Consider the following 20,023-nt stretch of genomic DNA (forward strand, 5'->3'; position numbering starts at 1 on the left):
GGATCGGGTACCGTTGACGAGGAGCAGACGCGTGGCAGCGTCCGGGAGTGCGGGGGTTCCTGATGCCGAATATCAGTCGTGAGCGGCGAAGCCGGTGGATCGAGCGCACACTCGCGGAGTTGCCGTTCCTGACCGCGCGGCAGCGTAGATTCCTGTCGGTTCCGTTGGCGGAGCGCGGCTGGCATCTGCTGATCGAACGTACCGCGACCACCTCCGATCGAGCGGCGGTGTTCGCGATCGGCCGGACGGGCGTGTATGCCTTGGTATTCACCGATACCGTTCCGGATCGGTCGCAGGTGCTCCGAATCCGCAAACGTTCCGAGGAAATGCTCACCGGACTGCTGTTCGGTCACGAACAATTCGTGCCGCATATGTTCGAGGTCGCGCTGCTGATGTCCGCCGCGGCGGCGACCGGGGTGCAGGACGGATATCTGACCTGCGATGAGTCGACCATGTACGACCGGCTGATCACGGGGGAGCGCAAGCTTTCGGCCCGACGCGCCCGCGATATCGCCGCGTCGATCGCGGAAAGGTCGGCAGGGTACGAGTGGCTATCCGCGGATGAGGCGCCGCAAGCCGAAAGTGTTACTTCCGAAGGGCTTTTCGGCACATCGGATCTGACCGGGCAAGCGCGGGGAAATGCGCTGACGCGCCCGTTCCAGGAATGGATGACCTTCTTGGATCCGGAACAGCTCGCGCTGGTGCACGCGAACTTCAACGGACCCGCGCGATTCAGCGGCCCCGCCGGGACCGGTAAATCCGTCGTCGCCCTACATCGCATGGCCCGATTCGCCAAGCACAATCCCGGTCGGTTGCTGTTCACCAGCTTCGTCAGGACGCTGCCGACCTACCATCGGTCGGGGTTCGTGCACCTGGCACCGCACGCGGTGGACCGTGTGAAGTTTGTCGGCTTGCACTCGTGGGCAATGGGTTTGCTCACCAGGCGCGAGGTGGAATACCACCTCGACGAGGGTGCCCAGGAAGACTCCTTCGCCCGCACCTGGCAACGCGCGCGTGATGTACTCGGCCGGGTCGAGGGAACCGACTACCAGTACTGGAAGGATGAGATCGACCGCGTGATCAAGGGCCGCGGCCTCGAGACCCTCGCGCAGTACCAGGGGATCAGGCGCACCGGCCGTGACGGCATCCAGCTCCACGGCCGCCGTCGGGAGTACGTGTGGAAGCACTGGTATCTGCCGTATCAGGATCGGCTGCGGGACAAGGGCGCCGACGACTTCAACGACATCATTCGCAAGGCGGTCGACGAGTTGCGTGATCGCCCGCTCGACGACACCGAGGACTACGCGATGGTCGTGGTCGACGAGGTGCAGGACTGCACATTGATGGAATTGCGGCTGGTGCACGAAATCGCCGGTGGCGGTCCGGGCGCGCAACTGTTGCTCGTCGGCGATGGCCAGCAGCAGGTGTACGCGGGTGGCTGGCGACTGTCCGATGCCGGTATTCCGCTGCCCGGTGGTCGCGGACGTGTGCTGCGGACCAACTATCGCAACAGGGATGCGGTGCTGCGCTACACCAAACGCATCGAAGCGGGAAATACGGTCGACGATCTCGATGGCGGACCGGGTTTCGTGCTGCGCGACAGCGATGCCGTTCTGACGGGCGGCTCGGCAATCGAGAAGCGCCTGCGCCGCAAGGATATCGACGCCGAACTCGTGCGCGCGATCACCGAATCGCCACTGCCGCAGTCCGATATCGCCGTCATCGTCAATACGCGCAAGGAAGCGGCGCACTATCAGCAGGTGCTGGAACGGGCGGGTCTGCCGACGCTGTCGTTGGAGAGGTACGACGGGGCGCGGGCGGATGTGATCAAGGTCGGCACCGTCCATCGGGCCAAGGGAATGGACTTCGCCGCGGTCTTCCATATCACCGAGCAGCCGCCCGCCCCGATCGCGACATTGACCGGGGGTGCGCGGGATCGAGCCGAATTGCTGGCCCGGCAAACGCTGGTGGCCTCGAGCCGGCCGCGGGATTTCTTGTGGATCGCCTACCTGATCGATTGACGCCGGTGCGAGCGAGGCTGCTTGTGCGCGAGCGTGCTCGGCGGGCCCGGTAATTCGGGGTCGGGTGGGCCCGTTCGGGTGAGCAGCGGGCAGCCGGACCGGCTGCCCGCGCGCGTACTCAGGCGGAAATGGTCCCGCTGTAGGCGGTCCACCCTCGACCCTTCGACTTACATCCGAAGCTGCCGTGGAATCCGGACTCGCATCGCGCACCGGCGAACTCGATGTACGGTCCCCAAGCCCCGTCCCCGGTCTTGACATTGTTGATCCACGGATTCCCGCCCGGCAGGGTGTACCGAGTCCCCGAATCGAATGTCGGATGCGCGGGCAACCACGGCTGGTCGATAACCATCTCGTTCACGGTCAGCAGGAATGGCAGGAAGCTGTACTGCAACCTGGTCGGAGACGTGGTGTCGCAGCCCACCGTTCCATCCGCGAAGATCGCGCAGTGGAAGCCGCCCGCATTGAAATACACCGGGCCGTCATCCGCCTGCGCCGTGCCCGTCACCAGCATAGACGCCATCCCCAGTGCGCCGAGCACTCCGGCGACCCTTTTCCCGATACGTTTCATACAAACTCCTCGAAGAATTCCGATGATGCCGAAAACGAATCCGACACGATTGTCGGCTTCCCCCTGATATTCGTTTCAATCCCGGGTCGGGACCGGTGGATTCGCCGGCCAGGAGGCCCTGATCTACCGTGGCTCGGTCAGTTCCGGATCACCCAGGTCCGGAAGCCGCCGCAGCCCCGCGGCGACCTCGAAGGCCAGATCTCGGTACCCGAGGGCCAGTTCGGAGAGTCGGTGCCAGGCGCGATGCCGTTCCGGTTCCGTGGCGCCTTCGCTCAGCGCCGCCCGCGCGAGCACGCTGTAGCGCGCGAGTCGATCGACCACCGCGCCAATGGATTCGGTATGCATATGTGCGCCCCCGTGCGCGGTGGGCAGTTCCGTGGCCAGCCACCGGTCGATATGCCGGATCAGGCCTGCGCGACGAATCGCGATCTCGCCACGCGGACCGGTGGACACCCGCAACGTCCGATGGGCCTGGGCGAGTTCGCCCGCGGCCCACAGCACCGGATGCGCCACGCTGTGCTGACCGGCGCACGACTCCAGAATCAGCTCCTTCGAGGGCAATGGATCCTCGGACGCGGACATGTCAGCATCGCCTCCCCTCGGTGCCCGGAGCATCGGCGCGCCAGTCCGGCTCGGCGAGTGCGTAATACAGTGCCTCTCGCGTCGTCAGACCGAGCTGTCGTGCGAATTCGCTCGCCTCGCAGACGAACTCGGCGAATTGGACGGCGGCGACCGCCTGCTCCAGCGACACGGTCCGACCGGGCAGAAATGTCACCACCCACCCGCCGTCTCCGACCGATCTGGCCTGGTGCTCGCACCGATCACTGACGACACGCTCTCCATTGACTACCTGCACCGACATGGTTCCCCGATCTCGCCGAATGGTCCGGCGCGCCACCAATGCTCAGGTCTGCTGAATCGAAGAGTGAATCTACAGTACTGAATTTCAGTAAATCTTGGAATCGTGAAAATCGGTATTCTTCGCACGAGCGGACTCCGCCGGTCCGGACCGAAGTGAGGAGAATTGATGGCGCCGACCTCCCCGACCGTCGCGGGCTGGGAGCTGGTGCTTCGAATACGTCAGCGCGTCAACGAACTCGGCCTCACCTCCCGCTACATCCAGAAGACGCTCGGCATCGGCCCGACCTACTGGTCACAGATCACGAACTACAAGGGCGTGCTCACCGAGAACAAGCTGACCAAGCTCGCCGAACTACTCGAGTTCGACACCGCCGACCGGCGCGAGCTACTCGAGCTGCGCGGGCTGGCGAAGGAACGGGGTTGGTGGAACCGGTACTCGACACTGTTCGAGGAGGAGACGCTCCGGTACTTCGGTTTGGAGGCCGGCGCGACTCATATCAAAAGCTACGAAAGTTCGGTCATTCCAGCGCTTTTGCAGACCGAAGACTACATTCGAGCGCTGACCGCCTCCATTGTGTCGACCAAACCGGCGGAATCGGAAGAACTGGTACGGGCGCGACTGGAGCGTCAGCATCGGCTCCGGGACGACGACGCGGTACGGCTCACCGTGGTCCTCGGACAAGCGGCGTTGATGCAGCAGGTGGGCGGGCCCGCGGTTCAGCGTGCGCAGCTGCGACACCTGGTCTCGGCGATCGAAAGCGGCTCCGAGACCGTCGATGTGCGGGTCATCCCGTTCGAGGTCGATACCGTAGCCGCCGTCAATGCCGCGACATTCAGCGTCCTCGACTTCGAAAGCCCGCGACTACCGACCATCGGCTGGCTCGAATCGGCCACATATGCCGAACTCATCGAGGAGCCGAGGGTGGTCGAGCAGTTGAAATATCAGTATCTGCGGGCGCGGTCCTCGGCATTGGAGCAGGGGGAGTCGGTCGAGTTGATCAAGGACATCGCGCGCGGGCTGGGGTGAATGTTCGGGCCCGGATGCGCTGAGATGTAATCGGGAGGGCGCCACCCGGACGGTGGAGGGTGGCGCGAAAGAGCTGCTCGCCGATATGGCCGAATCCTGCTACGGCCCGCATGCGCTGACCGGCGTGTCCGGGCACTGCTCGGTCGAGACGTGAGCACGACGGGTGGAACTCAGCTGTTTTCGCAGCCGATGCCGTTGCCGTCGCGATCGAGGTCGTATACGTCGGGGCCGATCACCTGAACGCGGCCGGTATACGCCGGTCCGTTTCCGCTGCCGCCCTCGCAGTCCACATCGCTCGCATACGGAACGCACGGTGTGTAAGAGGGGTGACAGCCGGATTGCGGCGCGGCCGAGGCGGTGGCGGTGAGGACGAACGCCCCGGTGAGGATGGATATGCCGAGGACGGCAGCGAATCGCATTGTGCTTCGATCAGTTCTACAGCGGCGCACAGTATGACATGCCTCACGCTGCCACTCGCGGGCCCCTCTGTTGCCAATGCCCTGCTCTTACAGTGCCTTTCAGGGTTCTGCGACACTCTGCGCTGAATACCGTTGAGTGGTCGATTGTGCGAATGTGATGGAGGGTGACCGCCGATGCTGGTCATCAACGAACGAACAGCGGCGTCGCGTCCCGAGCAGCGTGTGCTCGACTGGATGCGGACCTGGACCGGCCAATACATCATCGTGGGACTAGCGATCGCGGGACTCGATGTCCTCGCACAGGACCGCAAGGGCGACGCGCAGGACGCCGACCTGGTGGTGATCACGCCGCGCGCCATCGTCGTGATCGAAGTGAAGGGGACCGCGCCCGGCGCCACCACCGGTGTCCTCTCCGTCCAGGCCAACGGCCGGTGGCGCCTGTCCGGATTCGAGGGCGACCCGATCCACGTGAGCGACAGCGGCACCTTCGAGCAGGTGACCACCAAGGTCTCCGACCTCGAGGACCTGGTCCGCAAACACCACGCCGACGCCTACATCGATGGCCTCATCGTGGTGGTCCCGCCCGGGGAATCGACCATCACGCTGAATGTCGAATCGCCGCAACACGGGTGCGGTGTGGTGCTCGGTTCCACACCGGGTGAACTGCGCGCCTGGTTGCACCGCACCTCGAACCGCAAACTCGTCTGGACCGCCGAGTCCGCACACGCGTTGCTCGCGGACATGAACCTGGGTGACTCGGTGACCGTCGAAGACCTTCTGGCTGAGGGCTTTCCGTCGGCGACCGGGCGGCGTGCGGCGGCGGTCGCACGCGTTTCGCGTGAGTCCGCTCTGCTCGACGCCTTCCCACACGCACCTTCTGAAGCCTCGAGCGCGGTTGTCGCGCATGCGTATCCGGAACATTTGTCGTCGCCACATGCGCAGCGCCAGCTGGAGCAGGGCGCGGTTGTAGCGCAGACCACGCCGCGTGGGTCGGAGGAGCCATCTACCCTGGCGCAATCCGCACTGGCTCGTCTGGAGGAACCACCGACTCCGGAGCGATTGGTGCCGTCTGATTTCGAGCGGTCGACTATGTCGGCGGAATATTTGCGATCGAGATCGGAGCAGTCACCGCCTCCAGGGCAATCCGCGTCTGCCCGTTCGGAGGACTTGCAGACTTCGCGGGAACCGGCGGTGGCTCCGCATGAGCTGTTGGCTACTTCGACGGGAGTTGCGCTGCCGGGTCGGGAGCAGCCGCCGATGTTGGCGGGAGTTGCCCTGCCTGGTGGCGGGCAGTCGCCTGAATGGACCGGAGTTGCCCTGCCTGCCGAGGTGCAGTCGCCTACCTCGGCGGAATCAGCCTCGCCCGGCGGGGATCAGTTGTCCATCACGGCGGGAGTTGCGTTGCCTGGTGGGGAGCTGTCATCTATGTCAGCGGGGATTGTGCTGCCTGGTGGGGAACTGTCGTCTACCTCGGCGGAAGTTGCGCTGCCTCGCCGCGTGCAGCCGTCTACCTCGGCGGGGGTTGCCCTGCCTGGTGAGGTGCTGTCGTCCACCTCGGCGGGAGTTGCCCTGCCTGGTGGCGGGCAGTCGCCTGAATGGACCGGAGTTGCCCTGCCTGCCGAGGTACAGTCGCCTACCTCGGCGGAATCAGCCTCGCCCGGCGGGGATCAGTTGTCCATCACGGCGGGAGTTGCTTTGCCTGGTGGGGAGCTGTCGCCTGTCTCGGCGGAAGTTGCGCTGCCCCGCCGCGTGCAGCCGCCTGTCTCGGTGGAATCTGTCCCGCCCGGTGAGGAGCTGACACCTATCTCGGCGGAAGTTGCGCTGCCCCGCCGCGTGCAGCCGCCTATCTCGGCGGGAGTTGCCCCGCCTGGCGAGGTGCAGTCGCCGATCTCGGCGGTAATCGTGCAGCCTGCCGGGGAGCTGTCGCCTGTCTCGGCGGAAGCGGCCCTGCCCCGCCAGGTGCGGCCGCCTACCTCGGCGGAATCTGTCCCGCCTGGTGAGGAGTTGTCGTCTACCGCAGTGGGAGTCGCTATGGCTGGTGGGGAGCTGTCGCCTGTCTCGGCGGAAGCAGCCGTGCCCCGCCAGGTACAGGCGCCTATCTCAGCGGAATCCGCTTTGCCTGGTGAGGCCCTGTCGCCTATCGCGGCGGAAGCGGCCCTGCCCCGCCGGGCGTCGCCGCCTACCTCGGCGGAATCTGTCCCGCCTGGTGAGGTGCTGTCGTCCACCTCGGCGGGAGTTGCTTTGCCTGGTGGGGAGCAGTCGCCTGTCTCGGCGGAGGCGGTCCTGCCCCGCCGGGCGCAGCCGCCTACCTCGGCGGAGCAATCGCTGCATCATCCGGCGCAATCGACTGCGTACCCCGGATCGAAGGCTGCCGGGGTTGCCTCTCCGCAGTCGGCCGAATCCGACACGCCGACCGTCGATTCTGCGGCGAACGAGTCGAATTACCCAGCTTTGCCGCCTGATACGGCCTTCGTACAGGCCCGGTCCGAGACATCGCAGACCACCTCGCCCGCCATGGTACGTCGCCACGGCCCAGGATCGGTGGGGCGGGACGTGGACCATTCACCGTCGCCCTCCGCGATCGAACCCGATATTGCGTCGGCCGACGGTCATGCGGCCACAACCACGAACCATCCGGAGGATCGGTCTACCGCTGGGCTCCGGCAGGAAAAGCCTTCGCAGCCACGGATCACCCCCTCGGCCAACGAGATTCGCCGTGCCCCGGAATCCGGCGGGCAACGACCGCACCACTCACTGTCAGCCCGCGCGGACCAGCAGCTGCCATGGATTGCGCCTGACCCGGATACCGATCCGCCGACCACGCCACGAGCATCGGCCCCCACATATGTGCGCCCACCGTGGATCCCACCCGATGACGAGGTGGCGTCGATGCCGTCGTCGCCGGTGTCCCACGGGTACGGCGAGCCGCATCGAATCACCTCTGATATCGACGAACATTCGCCAACGTCGTTCTCCACCAACACGAAACTGCCCGCCCACGATGCCGCCGCGCCTCCCACACCGTCGCACCGCTCATTTTCCCCCGCGAACCAACCCTGGACCGACCCCGACGACGACGATACGAATCTGCCACCGGCAGCCCACCCACAGTCATCCTTCACGGACCGATGGTCGTCCTGGATCGAGTCCGAAACCGACCCACACCGCGCACCCACCCCCCTCCGGAGAACAACACCGCCCCGGATAACGCCGGGTACCGAACCGCCACCATCGCGTCCGCTGATCTCACCGACCGTCCTCCAAAACCTGCCTCACCCACCACTCCCAGCGTGGATCTCGGCAATCCGCGAGCGCATTCCTACCCGCCCGGCCGACCAACCGAAGTCCACCCGCCATCTCCCGCAACAACTGGCCGCCCTGGCCGTCATCGCAGTCACCATCGGCGCCATCTGGTTGATGGCCTCCACCTGCTCCTCCTCGCCCCGCAACGCGGTAGACCCGACCCAACCCGCAACGACCACCGACGTCGTGACACCACCCGGGGCCGAAACAACGAAACCCCCACCAATATCCACACTGCCCCTGTGCTTCCCCCTCCCCACAAGCTGCTGACCCTGGAGAAGCCGTCGGAGATAACCGGCGGAGTGCAGGCTCTGCCTGAAAGGCTGCTCTTGGCGCGAATCGGATTCATCGGTCAGCCCGGAGCAGCCCCGGCGCTATCAGAACGCGTCGCCCGAAGTCGACGTCGTCGATACCGTTAAGGAGGACAGAACCGTGGTTGGGGCGCCACGAATTTCAGGTGCGGAAACACACTCTTTGTCGGGCCTCCGCATGGCCGAGAAAGCTATCCGACTAGCGTTGATCACTTTGACGAGTGCGGATCCTCTTATGCTGCAGTAAAAGCGAGCGAGACGGATGGTCGGCGTGCATCCAGAGCCCTGCGTGGATAGCCGGTGCAGGCGCTGATCGACCCGGCGGTTGGTGACGCCGACGACCGTGCATCGGCACAGTCCGCCTGCTTTCTCGGCTGAAATACCGCACCCCGGCCGAACATGAAGCCGCGTACCACGCTCAGCGGCTATGATGCCGACTGGCGCTTGTCTGAACCCGAAGCTGGACCCGACCCGTGTCGGTTCGATGGCCGCATTCCGGCTCTCACCCACACGACGGCCCTGCTGTCTGTCGGCGGTGTTCACTAGTATCCTCCGGTACCCGCTCATCCGTTTGGAGAGTACGCCGTGATGCAATTCGAACAGCTGGATTCACTGCGCAAGCAGCACCCGGCCTGGCGACTGTTGCGGGCGGACAATGCGCCGCTCGTACTGTCGTTCCTCGGTAAGGTGTTCGTGGACGACAACGTCCGAGCGATCTCGGCTGCCGAACTGATCAGCAGGCTCGATGACGAGTTGTATGCGCTCAACGAGCGGTTCGGTGAGGGTACTTTCCCGAAATCGCCTGCTGCGTATCTGAACGACTGGTCGGCGCCGGAGGCGGGCTGGTTGCGCAAATACTATCCACCGGATTCCGACGAGGTGTATTTCGACGCGACTCCGGCGGTGGAGAAGGCCCTCGCTTGGGTGAAGACACTGCAGGATCGGTCGTTCGTCGGGACCGAGTCCCGATTGAACACACTGTTCGAGCTGTTGCGGCAGATGGCCTTCGGGTCGGAGTCCGATCCCGCGGTGCGGCTGGCGGAATTGCGGCGTCGCCGCGATGCGGTTGATGCGGAGATCGCGGCGGTGACCGAGGGCCGGTTCGCACTGTTGGATTCGGCCGCGCTGCGGGACCGCTATCAACAGTTCACGGTGACCGCACGGGAGTTGCTCGCCGATTTCCGCGAGGTGGAGGCGAATTTCCGCCAGCTCGACCGCGAGCTGCGGGCGCAGATCGCCACTTGGGCGGGTTCCAAGGGGGAGCTGCTCGATGACCTGCTCGGCAGCCGTAACTCGATCGCCGAATCCGATCAGGGCCGCAGCTTCCAGGCGTTCTATGACTTTCTGCTGTCGCACGACAAACAGGTGGAGTTCACCGAGATGCTGGCGAAGGTGCAGGAACTGGAGGCCATCGGCGAACCGGATCCGCGGATGCGGCGCATCCACCACGACTGGCTGGACGCAGGTAGCCGCACCCAGGCGACCGTTCGCCTGCTGTCGGAACAATTGCGCCGGTTCCTGGATGACCAGGTGTGGCTGGAGAACCGTCGCGTAATGGACGTTCTGCGCAATATCGAGGCGAATGCGTTGCGGCTGCGCGAGCTTCGCGATCCCGAGGTGGAGACCGAGATCGATGCGACGGCACCACAATTGGTGCTACCGATGGAGCGTCCGCTGTATCGGCCCACCGACAAGACACCGCTGGACAGCGCTAATATTGCCGACGCATCCGAGGACGTGGATGCGGATCTGCTGTTCCAGCAGGTGTTCGTTGATCCGGCGCGGCTGGCCGAAACGGTGCGGGGCGCCCTGCGGAGGCGGGCGCAGATCGGGCTGGCGGGGCTGCTGGAGGAGCGGCCGCTGGAGCAGGGCCTGTCCGAGCTGGTCACCTATCTGTCGCTGAGCGACCCGGCCTTCGAGGTGATCTTCGACGACGCACACCGCGAGAATGTGCGGTGGCGCGACGAGGCGGGCGAGACGCGCAGCGCCGAGATACCGCGAGTCACGTTCGCACGCAGTGTGGGGAGGGATGGCTGATGGCCGCGACCAGCTCGATCGAACCGGACTTGTCGATGGTAGTCACCCAGCTGATGAAGGGTGTGCTCTACCGGGAGACACACGAGAAGCAGTGGCGGCAGCTGTTGGCGTTGCAGCCGCAGGTGCGTGACTACGTGCGGGTCATCGGATTGACAGTGATCATCGACGAATCCGAGGGTTACGCGTTTCTGCGGTCCCGCCCGGACTCCGAAGACGAAGACACTCCCGCTGTGCCCCGGCTGATTCCGCGTCGGGCGTTGTCGTTCCATGTGAGCCTGTTGTTGGCGTTGTTGCGCAAGAAGCTCGCGGAACACGATGCGAAGGACGGAGATTCGCGGGTGATCCTGACCCGCGATCAGATCGTGGAGATGGTGCGGCTGTTCCAGCCGGAGAGCAGCAATGAGGCCCGGCTGGTCGAGCAAATCGACGCGCAGCTGAACAAGGTGATTGATCTCGGCTTTCTCCGCAGACTCAACGGCTCCGGTGAACAGCAGCAGATCTTCGAGGTGCGGCGCATTCTCAAGGCATTCGTGGATGGGCAGTGGCTGTCGGAATTCGACCGGCGCCTGGCCGAATATGCCGACACCCTGTCGGGAGGGGACGACCGGTGACCGAAACGGCCGAATACGAGCCCGGATTCCGCCTCGACCGGCTGGAGGTCTACAACTGGGGCACCTTCGATCAGCGGGTGTGGGCATTCGAGCAGCGCGGCCACAACGGTCTGCTGACCGGCGATATCGGGTCGGGTAAGTCGACGATCGTGGACGCCATCACCACCTTGCTGCTGCCCGCCCACCGGATCTCCTACAACAAGGCTGCTGGTGCCGAGACAAGGGAACGCGACCTGCGTTCCTATGTGCTCGGGCACTACAAATCCGAACGCAACGAGACCACCGGGACGAGTAGGCCGGTGGGGTTGCGTGATCGCCGATCGTTCTCGGTGATCCTCGGCGTCTTCGCCAACCGTGGTTTCGACGCGGTGGTCACGGTGGCCCAGGTGTTCTGGTTCAAGGACCAGGCTGGGGCCGGACAGCCGGATCGGTTCTTCGTGTGCGCCGACGCGGCATTGAGCATCGCCACCGATTTCGCCGATTTCGGCGGCGATATCGCCGCACTGAAACGTCGGCTGCGCAAATCCGATGCCGCCGTGTGGGACGGGTTCCCGCAGTACGGCAAGGACTTTCGGCGGCGGCTCGGTATCGAGTCCGAGCAGGCGATGGAGCTGTTCCATCAGACGGTGTCGATGAAGTCGGTCGGTAATCTCAATGATTTTGTGCGCAACCACATGCTGGAGCCGTTCGACGCGCAGGCCGCGATCAAGGGTCTCGTCGATCATTTCGAGGACCTGACTACGGCGCACGACGCGGTGGTTCGGGCGCGCGAGCAACTGGTTCTGCTGGATCCGCTCCTGGCGGACTGCGACGAATACCGCAGGCTCGGCATGGAAATCGAATCGATCGCGACCCGCCGCGATGCCTTGCCCTACTACTTCGCCGCCCGCAAGCGCGAGCTGCTGACAACTCTGATCGAGCAGTGCACGATCAGGCTGGCAGAGTTGACCGCCCAACGGAATCAGGCTGGGGGCGCGGTCACAAGTCTGCGGGCGGAGCAGCGGCGGCTCGAGGTGGAGCGAGCCGGTCACGGCGGCAACCGGCTCGGGGAGATCGAACGCGAGATCAGGCAGTGCGCCAAGACCCGTGATGATCGGCAATACAGGGCCAAGCGATTCGGAGAACTGTTGGGGGAGGCCGACCTGCGGCCGGTGCAAGAGGCCGAGCAGTTCGTCGTGCGCATGCGAGAGGTTGCCGTGCAGGCGGATACGGTCGAGGCGCGCAACGCCCACCACCAGAACGCACTCACCGAGGTTGCGGTCGCTCTCCGGGACGCCGAGACTCAATCCTCCGAGGTGAATGCCGAATTGCGTAGCCTGCGTGAGCATCCGAGCAACATTCCATCCCAACAGCTGCGGCTGCGCCAACGGCTCTGCGCCGAAATCGGTCTCGATGACAGTGACCTGCCGTATGCCGGTGAGCTGATTCAGGTTCGCGAAGCGGATGGTGCGTGGGAGGGCGCGGCAGAACGACTCCTGCACGGTTTCGGCCTGTCCATGCTCGTTGGCGGCGAGCACTATGCGGCGGTCTCCGACTGGATCGATGCCAATCATCTCGGCGGTCGTCTCGTGTACTTCAGGGTGCTGACGGCCGTGGTGGTCGAGCGTCCCGTGGATGTGTCCCCGCGCTCGCTCTACACCAAACTGGAGATCAAGGATTCGCCGTTCGCCGACTGGCTGGACCGGGAACTGCGGCACCGCGCCGACTACGACTGCGTCGCCTCCATGACCGAATTCCGCCGTGCGAAGGCCGCGGTGACCATCGCCGGTCAGATCAAGGGTGGCCGCGGCAGGCACGAGAAGGACGACCGGCATCGCATCGACGACCGCCGCAACTATGTGCTCGGCTGGAGTAACCAGAGCAAGATCGACACCCTTCTGGGCGAGGCGACCCGCCTCAGCTCATTGCTGGAACAGCTTCGGACGCAACGTAACAGCGCAACCAGTGCGCTCGCTGAGCTCGGCAAGCTGTCCGAGGTATTCGCGAAACTCGAAGAGTTCCACAGTTATGAGGAGATCGATTGGGCCGCTATGGTGCGCCGGATCGGCGATCTGGATGCCGAGCGCGCCCGGATCGAGAAATCCTCCGGTGCACTGAAACGTCTCACCGACCAGCTGGACGAGGTCGCCGCGAAGCTCGATGAAGCCGACGCCAAGGTCACCAAGCTCGACAAGGCCAAAGGCTCGGTCGGCACCGAGATCGACCAGGCCGAGGCCATGCTGGCCGACGTCGATGCGACCCTCGCGCAACCGGAATGCGGGCCGGCGCGCGAACTGTTCCCCGTGATAGCGGAAGTCGCACGTCGCTATCCCACCGACACCATCGCCGCCTGCGACGACTCCAGGGCTCGGCTCGCCGTCGACCTCACCCGCCGCGGCGACAACCTCGGCAAAGAGCTGCGCGCAGCAGGAAACCGTGCCATCACCAAAATGAGCGGCTTCCGCACCCGATACCCCTTGGAGACCGAAGAACTCGACGACAGCCTCGAATCCGCCGACGGCTACCGCGAACTACATCGCAGACTCGCCGACGACGACCTGCCGCGCTTCGAAACAGAATTCAAAACCTACTTGAATACCAACACGATTCGCGACATCGCGGGCTTCCACGCCCAGCTCGAGAAACAAGTGAGCCTCATCAAGGAGCGAGTCGCCACCATCAACGACTCCCTGTTCGGCATCCCCTACAACCCCGGCCGCTACATCCGGTTGGAACTGCAGCACACCGCCAACGTCGAAATCCGCGACTTCAAAACCCAACTCCGCGAATGCACCAGCGGCACCCTCGACGACAGCGACCAATACTCCGAGCAGAAATTCCTCCAGGTCAAGGCAATTATCGAACGTTTCCGCGGCCGCGAAGGACAAACAGAAGTCGACCGGACCTGGACCCGCCGCGTCACCGACGTCCGCAACTGGTTCGTCTTCGCCGCCTCCGAACGCTGGCTGGAAGACGACACCGAACACGAGAACTACACCGACTCCGGTGGCAAATCCGGCGGCCAGAAGGAGAAACTCGCCTACACCATTCTCGCCGCATCCCTGGCCTACCAGTTCAAACTCGACTGGGGCGTGGCGAAGTCGAAAACATTCCGGTTCGTGGTAATCGACGAGGCATTCGGCCGCGGCTCCGACGAGTCGACTCGGTTCGCGCTCGGCCTGTTCGGCAAGCTCGGCCTGCAACTGCTGATCGTCACGCCGCTGCAGAAGATCCACGTGATCGAGCCGTTCGTGTCGTCGGTGGGGTTCGTGGACAACAAAACCGGTGCCTACTCGCGCATGCAGACTCTGACCATTGAGGAGTATCGGCAGCGTCAGCTCGCGCACGCACTGCAGGCCACCGAGAGCGGTCGGTAGTGGGCGCGTGGACCACGCGCGCCGATGTGGTCGCCCGGCTGCGGCGGCGATGGGATTCCGGGGAGTTCCTGGCCACATTCGCCAGCGGTGCAGCGCTTTTGCCGATCGACGTGCCGTTGCGGGGGCCGGGCGCCAGGGATGTCGCGTCGAACTTCGCCGTCGTACGGGACTGGGTGCAGGCGTGGCGTTCCGCGGATGGGTTGCGGGTCGAATATCAACCTGTCGGTGGGCGAGTGGTCGGGGCCAACGAACTACCGCGCCGGGTCTGGGTCGACGACTGGCCGCAGCTGTGGGCGCTGCTCGGGGTCGGACGTTCGGTGCGCCGCTTCACCGAACTGCTCGACGACACCTGCGTGGTCACACCCGCCCTCGCGGAATGGATGCTCGAAAAGCCACACGAGGTGCTCGCATTGTCCGCGGACTGGCGCAAGATCGTCGACACCGTGCGGTGGATCGACACCGAAGCCGACCCCGGAATCTACCTCCGCCAAGTCGATCTGCCCGGGGTCGACACCAAGTTCATCGAGCGGCACCAGAAGGTGCTCTCGCGGTTGTTGGACCGCCAGCTCGACCCAGCTCGAATCGATTTCGACTGTCCACCAGTCAATTTCATCGGCCGCTACAAGTTTCGCCGCAAGCCCAGGTATGTGCGGTTCCGCTGGCTCGACCCTACTTGTCGCACCGGTGGATTCACCGAACTCACCGTTCGCGCCGACGAACTGGCCGCCGCACCGCTGGATGCCAAGACGGTCGTGATCGTCGAGAACGAGACCACTTACCTTGCACTGCCGCCGATTCCGGACGCGGTCGCTATCTTCGGCGGCGGGTATTCGCTGACTCGGCTCGACCAGCTGGGGTGGCTCGGTGATCGGACCGTGCGCTATTGGGGTGATATCGACACCCACGGGTTCGTGATCCTCGATCGGTTGCGTAGCGCGTTTCCGCATGTCGGGTCGGTGTTGATGGACCGCGAAACCTTGCTGGCACATGAGGAGCACTGGGTTGCGGAGAAGGCGCCCGTTGCCGCGGTTCTGGATCACCTGCGGGCGGGGGAGGCCGAGCTCTACAGGGATCTGGTCGAGGAGACGTTCGGGAGAGGTGTGCGGCTGGAACAGGAGCGCATCCGCTACTCGGTGGTCGAGGCCGCGCTGGCGGGGTCGTGAGGGAGCGCCCTGCTCTGCGGTCATCGTTGGCTGGGCAGATGTCAAATCACTGTTGACGGCGATGCTTGTTCAGATAACCCTTGAAGGTCTTCCTTATCTCCCCTGTAGGTATCCCGCTTGGGGTGAGTTCGGCACCACGTCGCGTTCAAACCCTCGTTTTCGTGCGTCGAGGTACCGAACGATGTTGGGGAGCCGATGTTCGAGACGAAGAGCTCGTTCGGGGTACAGATGTCGGCTCGGAGGCCTTCGAAATTTCGTGCAAGACCGATTCCCAGATGGTGCACGTAGTATTTGCACTCCACGAACAACAAGCACTCACTTCCGCGCGACGCAATGTTCTGGGCGCGGCTCAACTCCGCCTCCTCGGACGGCGCCGGAACTGATGGACGGCGAGGCGGCCAGCCGGTCCAGCGATCTGTACTCGGTCGGATGCCTGCTGTATGAACTGCTTACCGGCGCGAGGCCGTTCGATTCCTGCGATCAGCTGATCGAGATTCGCCGACGACGCAGCGAGCGGCCGGGCCCCATGCCCGGCGTTCCCTCGGATTTGGCTGAGCTCACGGTTCAGTTGCTCGCCGAGGACCCATCGGGTCGCCCGGCGGACGCCCGGGCGGTACACGAACATCTGACGCGGTGGATTGGCGACCTCGCGTCGATACCAGGATGGGTACACCCCGATTTGTCGGTCGATCCGATCCACCTGTACATCGATACTGTGTCGAATCTGAAGTGACATCGAAACCAAAGTGACACAGGTGCTCCGCGCCGAAACGCAAATCAGGGTCGAGGACCGGTTCAGCGCATCCGCTTCGGACAGCCGCACCGGCGGCCCGCTGCCGCGTCGCCCTCAGCGGCGGCTGGAACCCATGCTGCTCCTGCTCGTCGGCGAAGGCCCGGCGTGATCTGCCAGGTCATAGGCTGGGCGGCCTACAGCGCCATCTCCGGGGTGCGGTCGGCACCCACCGAATCGGAGGCGATAGAGTCCCCCTCACCTCGACGACTTGCCCGGACCAGACATCGCACCGTCCGCGTGCGGAAATCGACGAGCGCTGGCCCACCTCGGCCGGCCGACATCGGTTACAGCGACGTGAGCAAGCTGCGCTACCTGCGTCGAGTCATCGACGAAAAATTGCGACTGTGGTCGATCGCCCCAAGCTAGTGCGCGGTGGCTGATCACTTTGGCGCCGGCTACAAGCGCTGGCGTGCACACCAGGTTCGATTACCGTGCGAATTCTCCCAACTCGTCTGTGTATTCACGGTATTCGTTGATCGCATGGTCGAGCATGCGGGTGAGGGCATCGCGGAGCGTGGAGATTGTTGCTGGGCGGACCGTGCGGTTGCTGGAGCCGGTTTCGAGGTATCGGCCGTCGCGGGTGTCGAACCATCGGACCGTGCCGATACGGCGGGGCGGCGCTGACGTCGAGTAGCGCGGGCCGCGGAGGACTGTGATCAGCCCAGCTCCGCTGCCAGGTAGGTCGAGGAGGCGCCGGTAGCGTTCGAGAGGTGTGGAGTCGTTGGTATATCGGACAATTGGTTGTTTGGTTGGGTCGAGGTCGTCGGTGTGGAATGTCTCCGGACCGCGTTGTCCGGGTGGTCGATCGGGCAGGAGTTTGGCCAGCGCTGTCGGTAGGTTCTCTGCAGAGATGATCGAGACGTCAATACGGGGGCGTTTGGTGAATTGGACGGCGACGGCTGCGTGACGGTCGTGGCGGGCGGCGGCAATCCGGATGGGGCCGACGCCTTCACAGCTGCCGTGCACCTCGACCCAGGCCTCGGGCTCCGTCAGCACAGCGAAAGTTCTTGTCAGCAAGTCGGATTCGTCCCAGTCGAGACGACCGCGATCGGACCATTCGTGCCGTACCCGTGTCCAGTATTCGTCGCGTTCGTTGACGTGGGTGAATCTGCTCAGATAGGTGAGCGGGTGCAGCATCCGATCATTGGCCGGACCGAACCAAAGGGCAGCGAACTCTTCAGGATCCAGGGACCAGGTCGCCATCAGGAACCGATCGTCGGCGGAACGTACTTGGTTCTGCCGACCAGATCATCGATGTTCCGGTCGTGCTGCAAATCGACCTTCTTCTCCTGCTCCTTCTTCTCCCGATCACGCTCGGGTGCCCGCCCGGCGCCTGCTCCGTGTGGAGCCGCTCCGGTACCCGTCGTTGTAGCTCCTGGAGAGGTGCCGGTGGCGGTGGCCGCTGGTGCAGGCACTCCGGGCGTATTGGGGAGAGTGGGCCGGACGGAGACACCGGGGGACGGCGGCCGGGTCGACGGCGCTTGTGAACCAGGGCCTGCAACGGGCGTCGAACCGCGGCCGCTTCTACCCAGTCCTGGGTCGGTGGTGGATCGGCCTCCAGAGGCGGGCGCTCCGGGTTCACTGCTCGAGCTGGCTCCGGGTCCATTGCGGGTGGTTTGCTCAGCCGACGGAGAACCGGTTGATGCCGGGGTGGTTGCAGCCGACGGTGAACCGGCTGATGCGGGAGTGGTTGCAGCCGACGAGGTTTGACCCGGGTTGGAGTTTCCGGCAGGTGATTGCGGCGGGTCTGGTGAGGGTTGTTCGTTGGTTGCCGCTGGTTGAGTGGTGTCCGGTTCGCTGCCGGGGTTACCCGGCTGCGCCGGGGACTCGGGGGCTGGCTGGGTGCTGCCGGGCGTGCTGGGCGTCGCAGACGGAGAGCCTGCCAACGGAATGTCTTCTTGGGTGCCGTTATCCACCGGCGACACTGCGGGCGGGAAGGTGGGGATCTTGGAGTCCTGATCCTGGAAAGGAACGATATATCGCTCCTGCATGACTCGCCGGGCTTCGGCCTGCGCGGTTTCAGCCTCGCGGGTCTGGCGGTCGTACTCGACCGGGTCGGCGTTCTGATCGGCGGTGACCTGGACCACGGGTTGCAGAAATGATTTCGCGATCACCGCGGCATTGGCGGTTGCGCCCGCGACGGTCGAGGTCTCCTTGAACAGATCCGTCAGTTGGTCGGCACGGGTGCAGTAATCGACGACCGCGGTGGTCGCTGTGTCGGCGGCTTGGCCTGTCCAGTTCCCGTCGACAGCTGCGCGCACGGCCTGGACCAGCCGCTCGGTGGATCCGCGCCACAGTGACAATGCGTTGATCCACTGTTCGAACATCTCCATCGTTGCGGCCGGGTCGATCGCGGAGAATGCATCGTTGATTTGCTGATGGGTCAGCGCGTCGACGTTCTCGGGGTTGGTAATGCCCGGTGGGTCATACTCGGTCATCGCCCACCACCGTGCTCCGGGCGCTGAGCCCACTGCAGTTCCTTGAAACGAGCGGCGAACTCGGCGTCGGTTTGTTCGTATCTTTCACGAATCGTGTTGAGTGTGGACTGTAGGTCTGTTGCGACCTTGAAGTGACCATCCAGGATGTCGAAGGCATTGTTCGGCCCCGTCATCGCCTTCTCGCGGAAACGTTGGACGATGGTTTGCGCGGAGGTGAGGTACTCGGATTTCTCGCCCAGCCCCCAATCCTGCTGATCGAAGATATTGCGAATGGCTCGCTGAATATCGCGGATTTCATTCATGCGGTTATTCAAGGCTTTGGCCAGTGCGATGAATGCGGCTGGATCAGCTCGCAAGGACAGCGCGCCTGACTTGGCCTGCTCGATCAACTGGCCGAATCCCTGCTGGCTACCTTCATCGGTCATCGGGGTCCCCTCTCCCCAGTTCTCATATCTGTCACGGTCAATGACCTTGCTGCGACATCGGTTCCATCGGCTGGTCCTCGTTGTGTTCTTGCTCAAGCCCCTGGCGGGATCGCAGGTACAACCTGCTCGACGAGGCCGGTCAACAAACCACAGGTGTCAAGGTGCCCGGTCCGCTGGTTGGATTTCTGGTTGGACAGGTCGAATTCGATTGTGCCCGAGGATAGTTCGACGTTGAGTACGCAACTGGTCGATCCCAACGAAGGGAACAGCGTGTAGAACGCGGCTTTTCGCCCGCCGAAATACTGCTCTCGATACGAGTCCGGATACTTCTCCTTGAGCTTGTCCAGGGTGACGCTGGTCGCGACGATTCTGACGTCGTAACCTTTGTCTTGCTGGAATCCGCAGCCTGTCCACGTGATTTCGCCTGTTTTTCTGTTCTCGACTCCGCGGTTCTCGAGGTCCTCTTTCCTCAGCACGCTTTCCGGAATATCAGTGCATGGGTCGAACTTCGCGGGCTTGGCAGTGGATGTGGCAGCGGCTAGCGACGAGGTCGGTGTGGTTGATCCGCCGGAATCGGTGCAGCCGACGGCGACAACCACGAGCGCGCAGGCGGCGACAGTCCATGCCCTTCCGGAATGGAGCCGGCTGTGCGCCGAAACCGTGTGCCGTGCGATATTGGTCACCGGCTAC

General features: G+C 64.2%; 16 protein-coding genes. 8 read left to right on the forward strand and 8 right to left on the reverse strand.

What is annotated here, in order from left to right:
* Window positions 1–62: 62 nt before the first annotated feature.
* On the forward strand, window positions 63–2,021 hold the full coding sequence (locus AB0H61_RS15245) for a UvrD-helicase domain-containing protein (protein ID WP_357304057.1): 1,959 nt from the start codon (window positions 63–65) through the stop codon (window positions 2,019–2,021).
* A gap of 118 nt (window positions 2,022–2,139) precedes the next feature.
* Here the strand turns inward: AB0H61_RS15245 and AB0H61_RS15250 are convergent, their stop codons facing one another.
* From AB0H61_RS15250 to AB0H61_RS15260, 3 genes are all read right to left on the reverse strand, one after another.
* Window positions 2,140–2,589: a hypothetical protein gene (locus tag AB0H61_RS15250; protein ID WP_357304059.1), complete on the reverse strand. Its 450-nt coding sequence runs from the start codon at window positions 2,587–2,589 to the stop codon at window positions 2,140–2,142.
* 123 nt (window positions 2,590–2,712) lie between these two features.
* On the reverse strand, window positions 2,713–3,171 hold the full coding sequence (locus AB0H61_RS15255; protein ID WP_357304062.1) for a DUF4254 domain-containing protein: 459 nt from the start codon (window positions 3,169–3,171) through the stop codon (window positions 2,713–2,715).
* Window position 3,172: 1 nt separating this feature from the next.
* Window positions 3,173–3,367: a hypothetical protein gene (locus tag AB0H61_RS15260; RefSeq protein WP_357304064.1), complete on the reverse strand. Its 195-nt coding sequence runs from the start codon at window positions 3,365–3,367 to the stop codon at window positions 3,173–3,175.
* Window positions 3,368–3,616: 249 nt separating this feature from the next.
* On the opposite strand from AB0H61_RS15260, the gene AB0H61_RS15265 reads away from it, so the two are divergent.
* Window positions 3,617–4,477, forward strand: coding sequence for a Scr1 family TA system antitoxin-like transcriptional regulator (locus tag AB0H61_RS15265; RefSeq protein ID WP_357304066.1), 861 nt, complete (start codon window positions 3,617–3,619; stop codon window positions 4,475–4,477).
* A gap of 170 nt (window positions 4,478–4,647) precedes the next feature.
* Here AB0H61_RS15265 and AB0H61_RS15270 read toward each other — a convergent pair whose 3' ends face one another.
* Complete coding sequence (locus AB0H61_RS15270) at window positions 4,648–4,896, reverse strand: hypothetical protein (RefSeq protein ID WP_357304067.1); 249 nt, start codon at window positions 4,894–4,896, stop codon at window positions 4,648–4,650.
* 174 nt (window positions 4,897–5,070) lie between these two features.
* Here AB0H61_RS15270 and AB0H61_RS15275 point away from each other — a divergent pair, with 174 nt between their 5' ends.
* The 6 genes from AB0H61_RS15275 (at window position 5,071) to AB0H61_RS15300 (ending at window position 16,410) form a co-directional block, all read left to right on the forward strand.
* The gene (locus tag AB0H61_RS15275) at window positions 5,071–8,469 is read left to right on the forward strand and encodes an NERD domain-containing protein (RefSeq protein WP_357304070.1); all 3,399 of its coding nucleotides are present in this window, start codon (window positions 5,071–5,073) and stop codon (window positions 8,467–8,469) included.
* Window positions 8,470–9,098: 629 nt separating this feature from the next.
* Window positions 9,099–10,547: a DUF3375 domain-containing protein gene (locus AB0H61_RS15280; protein ID WP_357304073.1), complete on the forward strand. Its 1,449-nt coding sequence runs from the start codon at window positions 9,099–9,101 to the stop codon at window positions 10,545–10,547.
* On the forward strand, window positions 10,547–11,158 hold the full coding sequence (locus AB0H61_RS15285) for a DUF4194 domain-containing protein (protein ID WP_357304076.1): 612 nt from the start codon (window positions 10,547–10,549) through the stop codon (window positions 11,156–11,158). Before AB0H61_RS15280 ends, AB0H61_RS15285 begins: the two co-directional genes overlap by 1 nt.
* Window positions 11,155–14,514: an ATP-binding protein gene (locus AB0H61_RS15290; protein ID WP_357304079.1), complete on the forward strand. Its 3,360-nt coding sequence runs from the start codon at window positions 11,155–11,157 to the stop codon at window positions 14,512–14,514. The genes AB0H61_RS15285 and AB0H61_RS15290 overlap by 4 nt, the downstream gene beginning before the upstream one ends.
* A complete protein-coding gene (locus AB0H61_RS15295; RefSeq protein WP_357304082.1) occupies window positions 14,514–15,677 on the forward strand; it encodes a Wadjet anti-phage system protein JetD domain-containing protein in 1,164 nt (387 codons plus the stop codon). Before AB0H61_RS15290 ends, AB0H61_RS15295 begins: the two co-directional genes overlap by 1 nt.
* Window positions 15,678–15,858: 181 nt before the next feature.
* Window positions 15,859–16,410 (forward strand): protein kinase, encoded by a 552-nt coding sequence (locus AB0H61_RS15300; RefSeq protein ID WP_357304520.1) that lies wholly within the window; start codon window positions 15,859–15,861, stop codon window positions 16,408–16,410.
* 486 nt (window positions 16,411–16,896) lie between these two features.
* Here AB0H61_RS15300 and AB0H61_RS15305 read toward each other — a convergent pair whose 3' ends face one another.
* From AB0H61_RS15305 to AB0H61_RS15320, 4 genes are all read right to left on the reverse strand, one after another.
* Entirely contained in the window at window positions 16,897–17,673 is a 777-nt protein-coding gene (locus AB0H61_RS15305) for an ESX secretion-associated protein EspG (RefSeq protein ID WP_357304085.1), read from the reverse strand.
* Entirely contained in the window at window positions 17,673–18,908 is a 1,236-nt protein-coding gene (locus AB0H61_RS15310; RefSeq protein ID WP_357304088.1) for a hypothetical protein, read from the reverse strand. Before AB0H61_RS15310 ends, AB0H61_RS15305 begins: the two co-directional genes overlap by 1 nt.
* Window positions 18,905–19,333, reverse strand: a complete 429-nt coding sequence (locus AB0H61_RS15315) for a hypothetical protein (protein ID WP_357304090.1) — start codon at window positions 19,331–19,333, stop codon at window positions 18,905–18,907. The genes AB0H61_RS15310 and AB0H61_RS15315 overlap by 4 nt, the downstream gene beginning before the upstream one ends.
* 92 nt (window positions 19,334–19,425) lie before the next feature.
* Window positions 19,426–20,016: a DUF3558 domain-containing protein gene (locus AB0H61_RS15320; protein WP_357304093.1), complete on the reverse strand. Its 591-nt coding sequence runs from the start codon at window positions 20,014–20,016 to the stop codon at window positions 19,426–19,428.
* Window positions 20,017–20,023 lie beyond the last annotated feature (7 nt).

Origin of the sequence: Nocardia sp. NPDC050710, assembly GCF_040654375.1 — a bacterium.
GTDB lineage: Bacteria > Actinomycetota > Actinomycetes > Mycobacteriales > Mycobacteriaceae > Nocardia.

Coding starts and splice junctions, on each gene's coding strand:
- AB0H61_RS15245 (WP_357304057.1), top strand. CDS start 63: ATGCCGAATATCAGTCGTGAGCGGCGAAGCCGGTGGATCGAGCGCACA.
- AB0H61_RS15250 (WP_357304059.1), bottom strand. CDS start 2,589: ATGAAACGTATCGGGAAAAGGGTCGCCGGAGTGCTCGGCGCACTGGGG.
- AB0H61_RS15255 (WP_357304062.1), bottom strand. CDS start 3,171: ATGTCCGCGTCCGAGGATCCATTGCCCTCGAAGGAGCTGATTCTGGAG.
- AB0H61_RS15265 (WP_357304066.1), top strand. CDS start 3,617: ATGGCGCCGACCTCCCCGACCGTCGCGGGCTGGGAGCTGGTGCTTCGA.
- AB0H61_RS15270 (WP_357304067.1), bottom strand. CDS start 4,896: ATGCGATTCGCTGCCGTCCTCGGCATATCCATCCTCACCGGGGCGTTC.
- AB0H61_RS15275 (WP_357304070.1), top strand. CDS start 5,071: ATGCTGGTCATCAACGAACGAACAGCGGCGTCGCGTCCCGAGCAGCGT.
- AB0H61_RS15280 (WP_357304073.1), top strand. CDS start 9,099: ATGCAATTCGAACAGCTGGATTCACTGCGCAAGCAGCACCCGGCCTGG.
- AB0H61_RS15285 (WP_357304076.1), top strand. CDS start 10,547: ATGGCCGCGACCAGCTCGATCGAACCGGACTTGTCGATGGTAGTCACC.
- AB0H61_RS15300 (WP_357304520.1), top strand. CDS start 15,859: ATGTTGGGGAGCCGATGTTCGAGACGAAGAGCTCGTTCGGGGTACAGA.
- AB0H61_RS15305 (WP_357304085.1), bottom strand. CDS start 17,673: ATGGCGACCTGGTCCCTGGATCCTGAAGAGTTCGCTGCCCTTTGGTTC.
- AB0H61_RS15310 (WP_357304088.1), bottom strand. CDS start 18,908: ATGACCGAGTATGACCCACCGGGCATTACCAACCCCGAGAACGTCGAC.
- AB0H61_RS15315 (WP_357304090.1), bottom strand. CDS start 19,333: ATGACCGATGAAGGTAGCCAGCAGGGATTCGGCCAGTTGATCGAGCAG.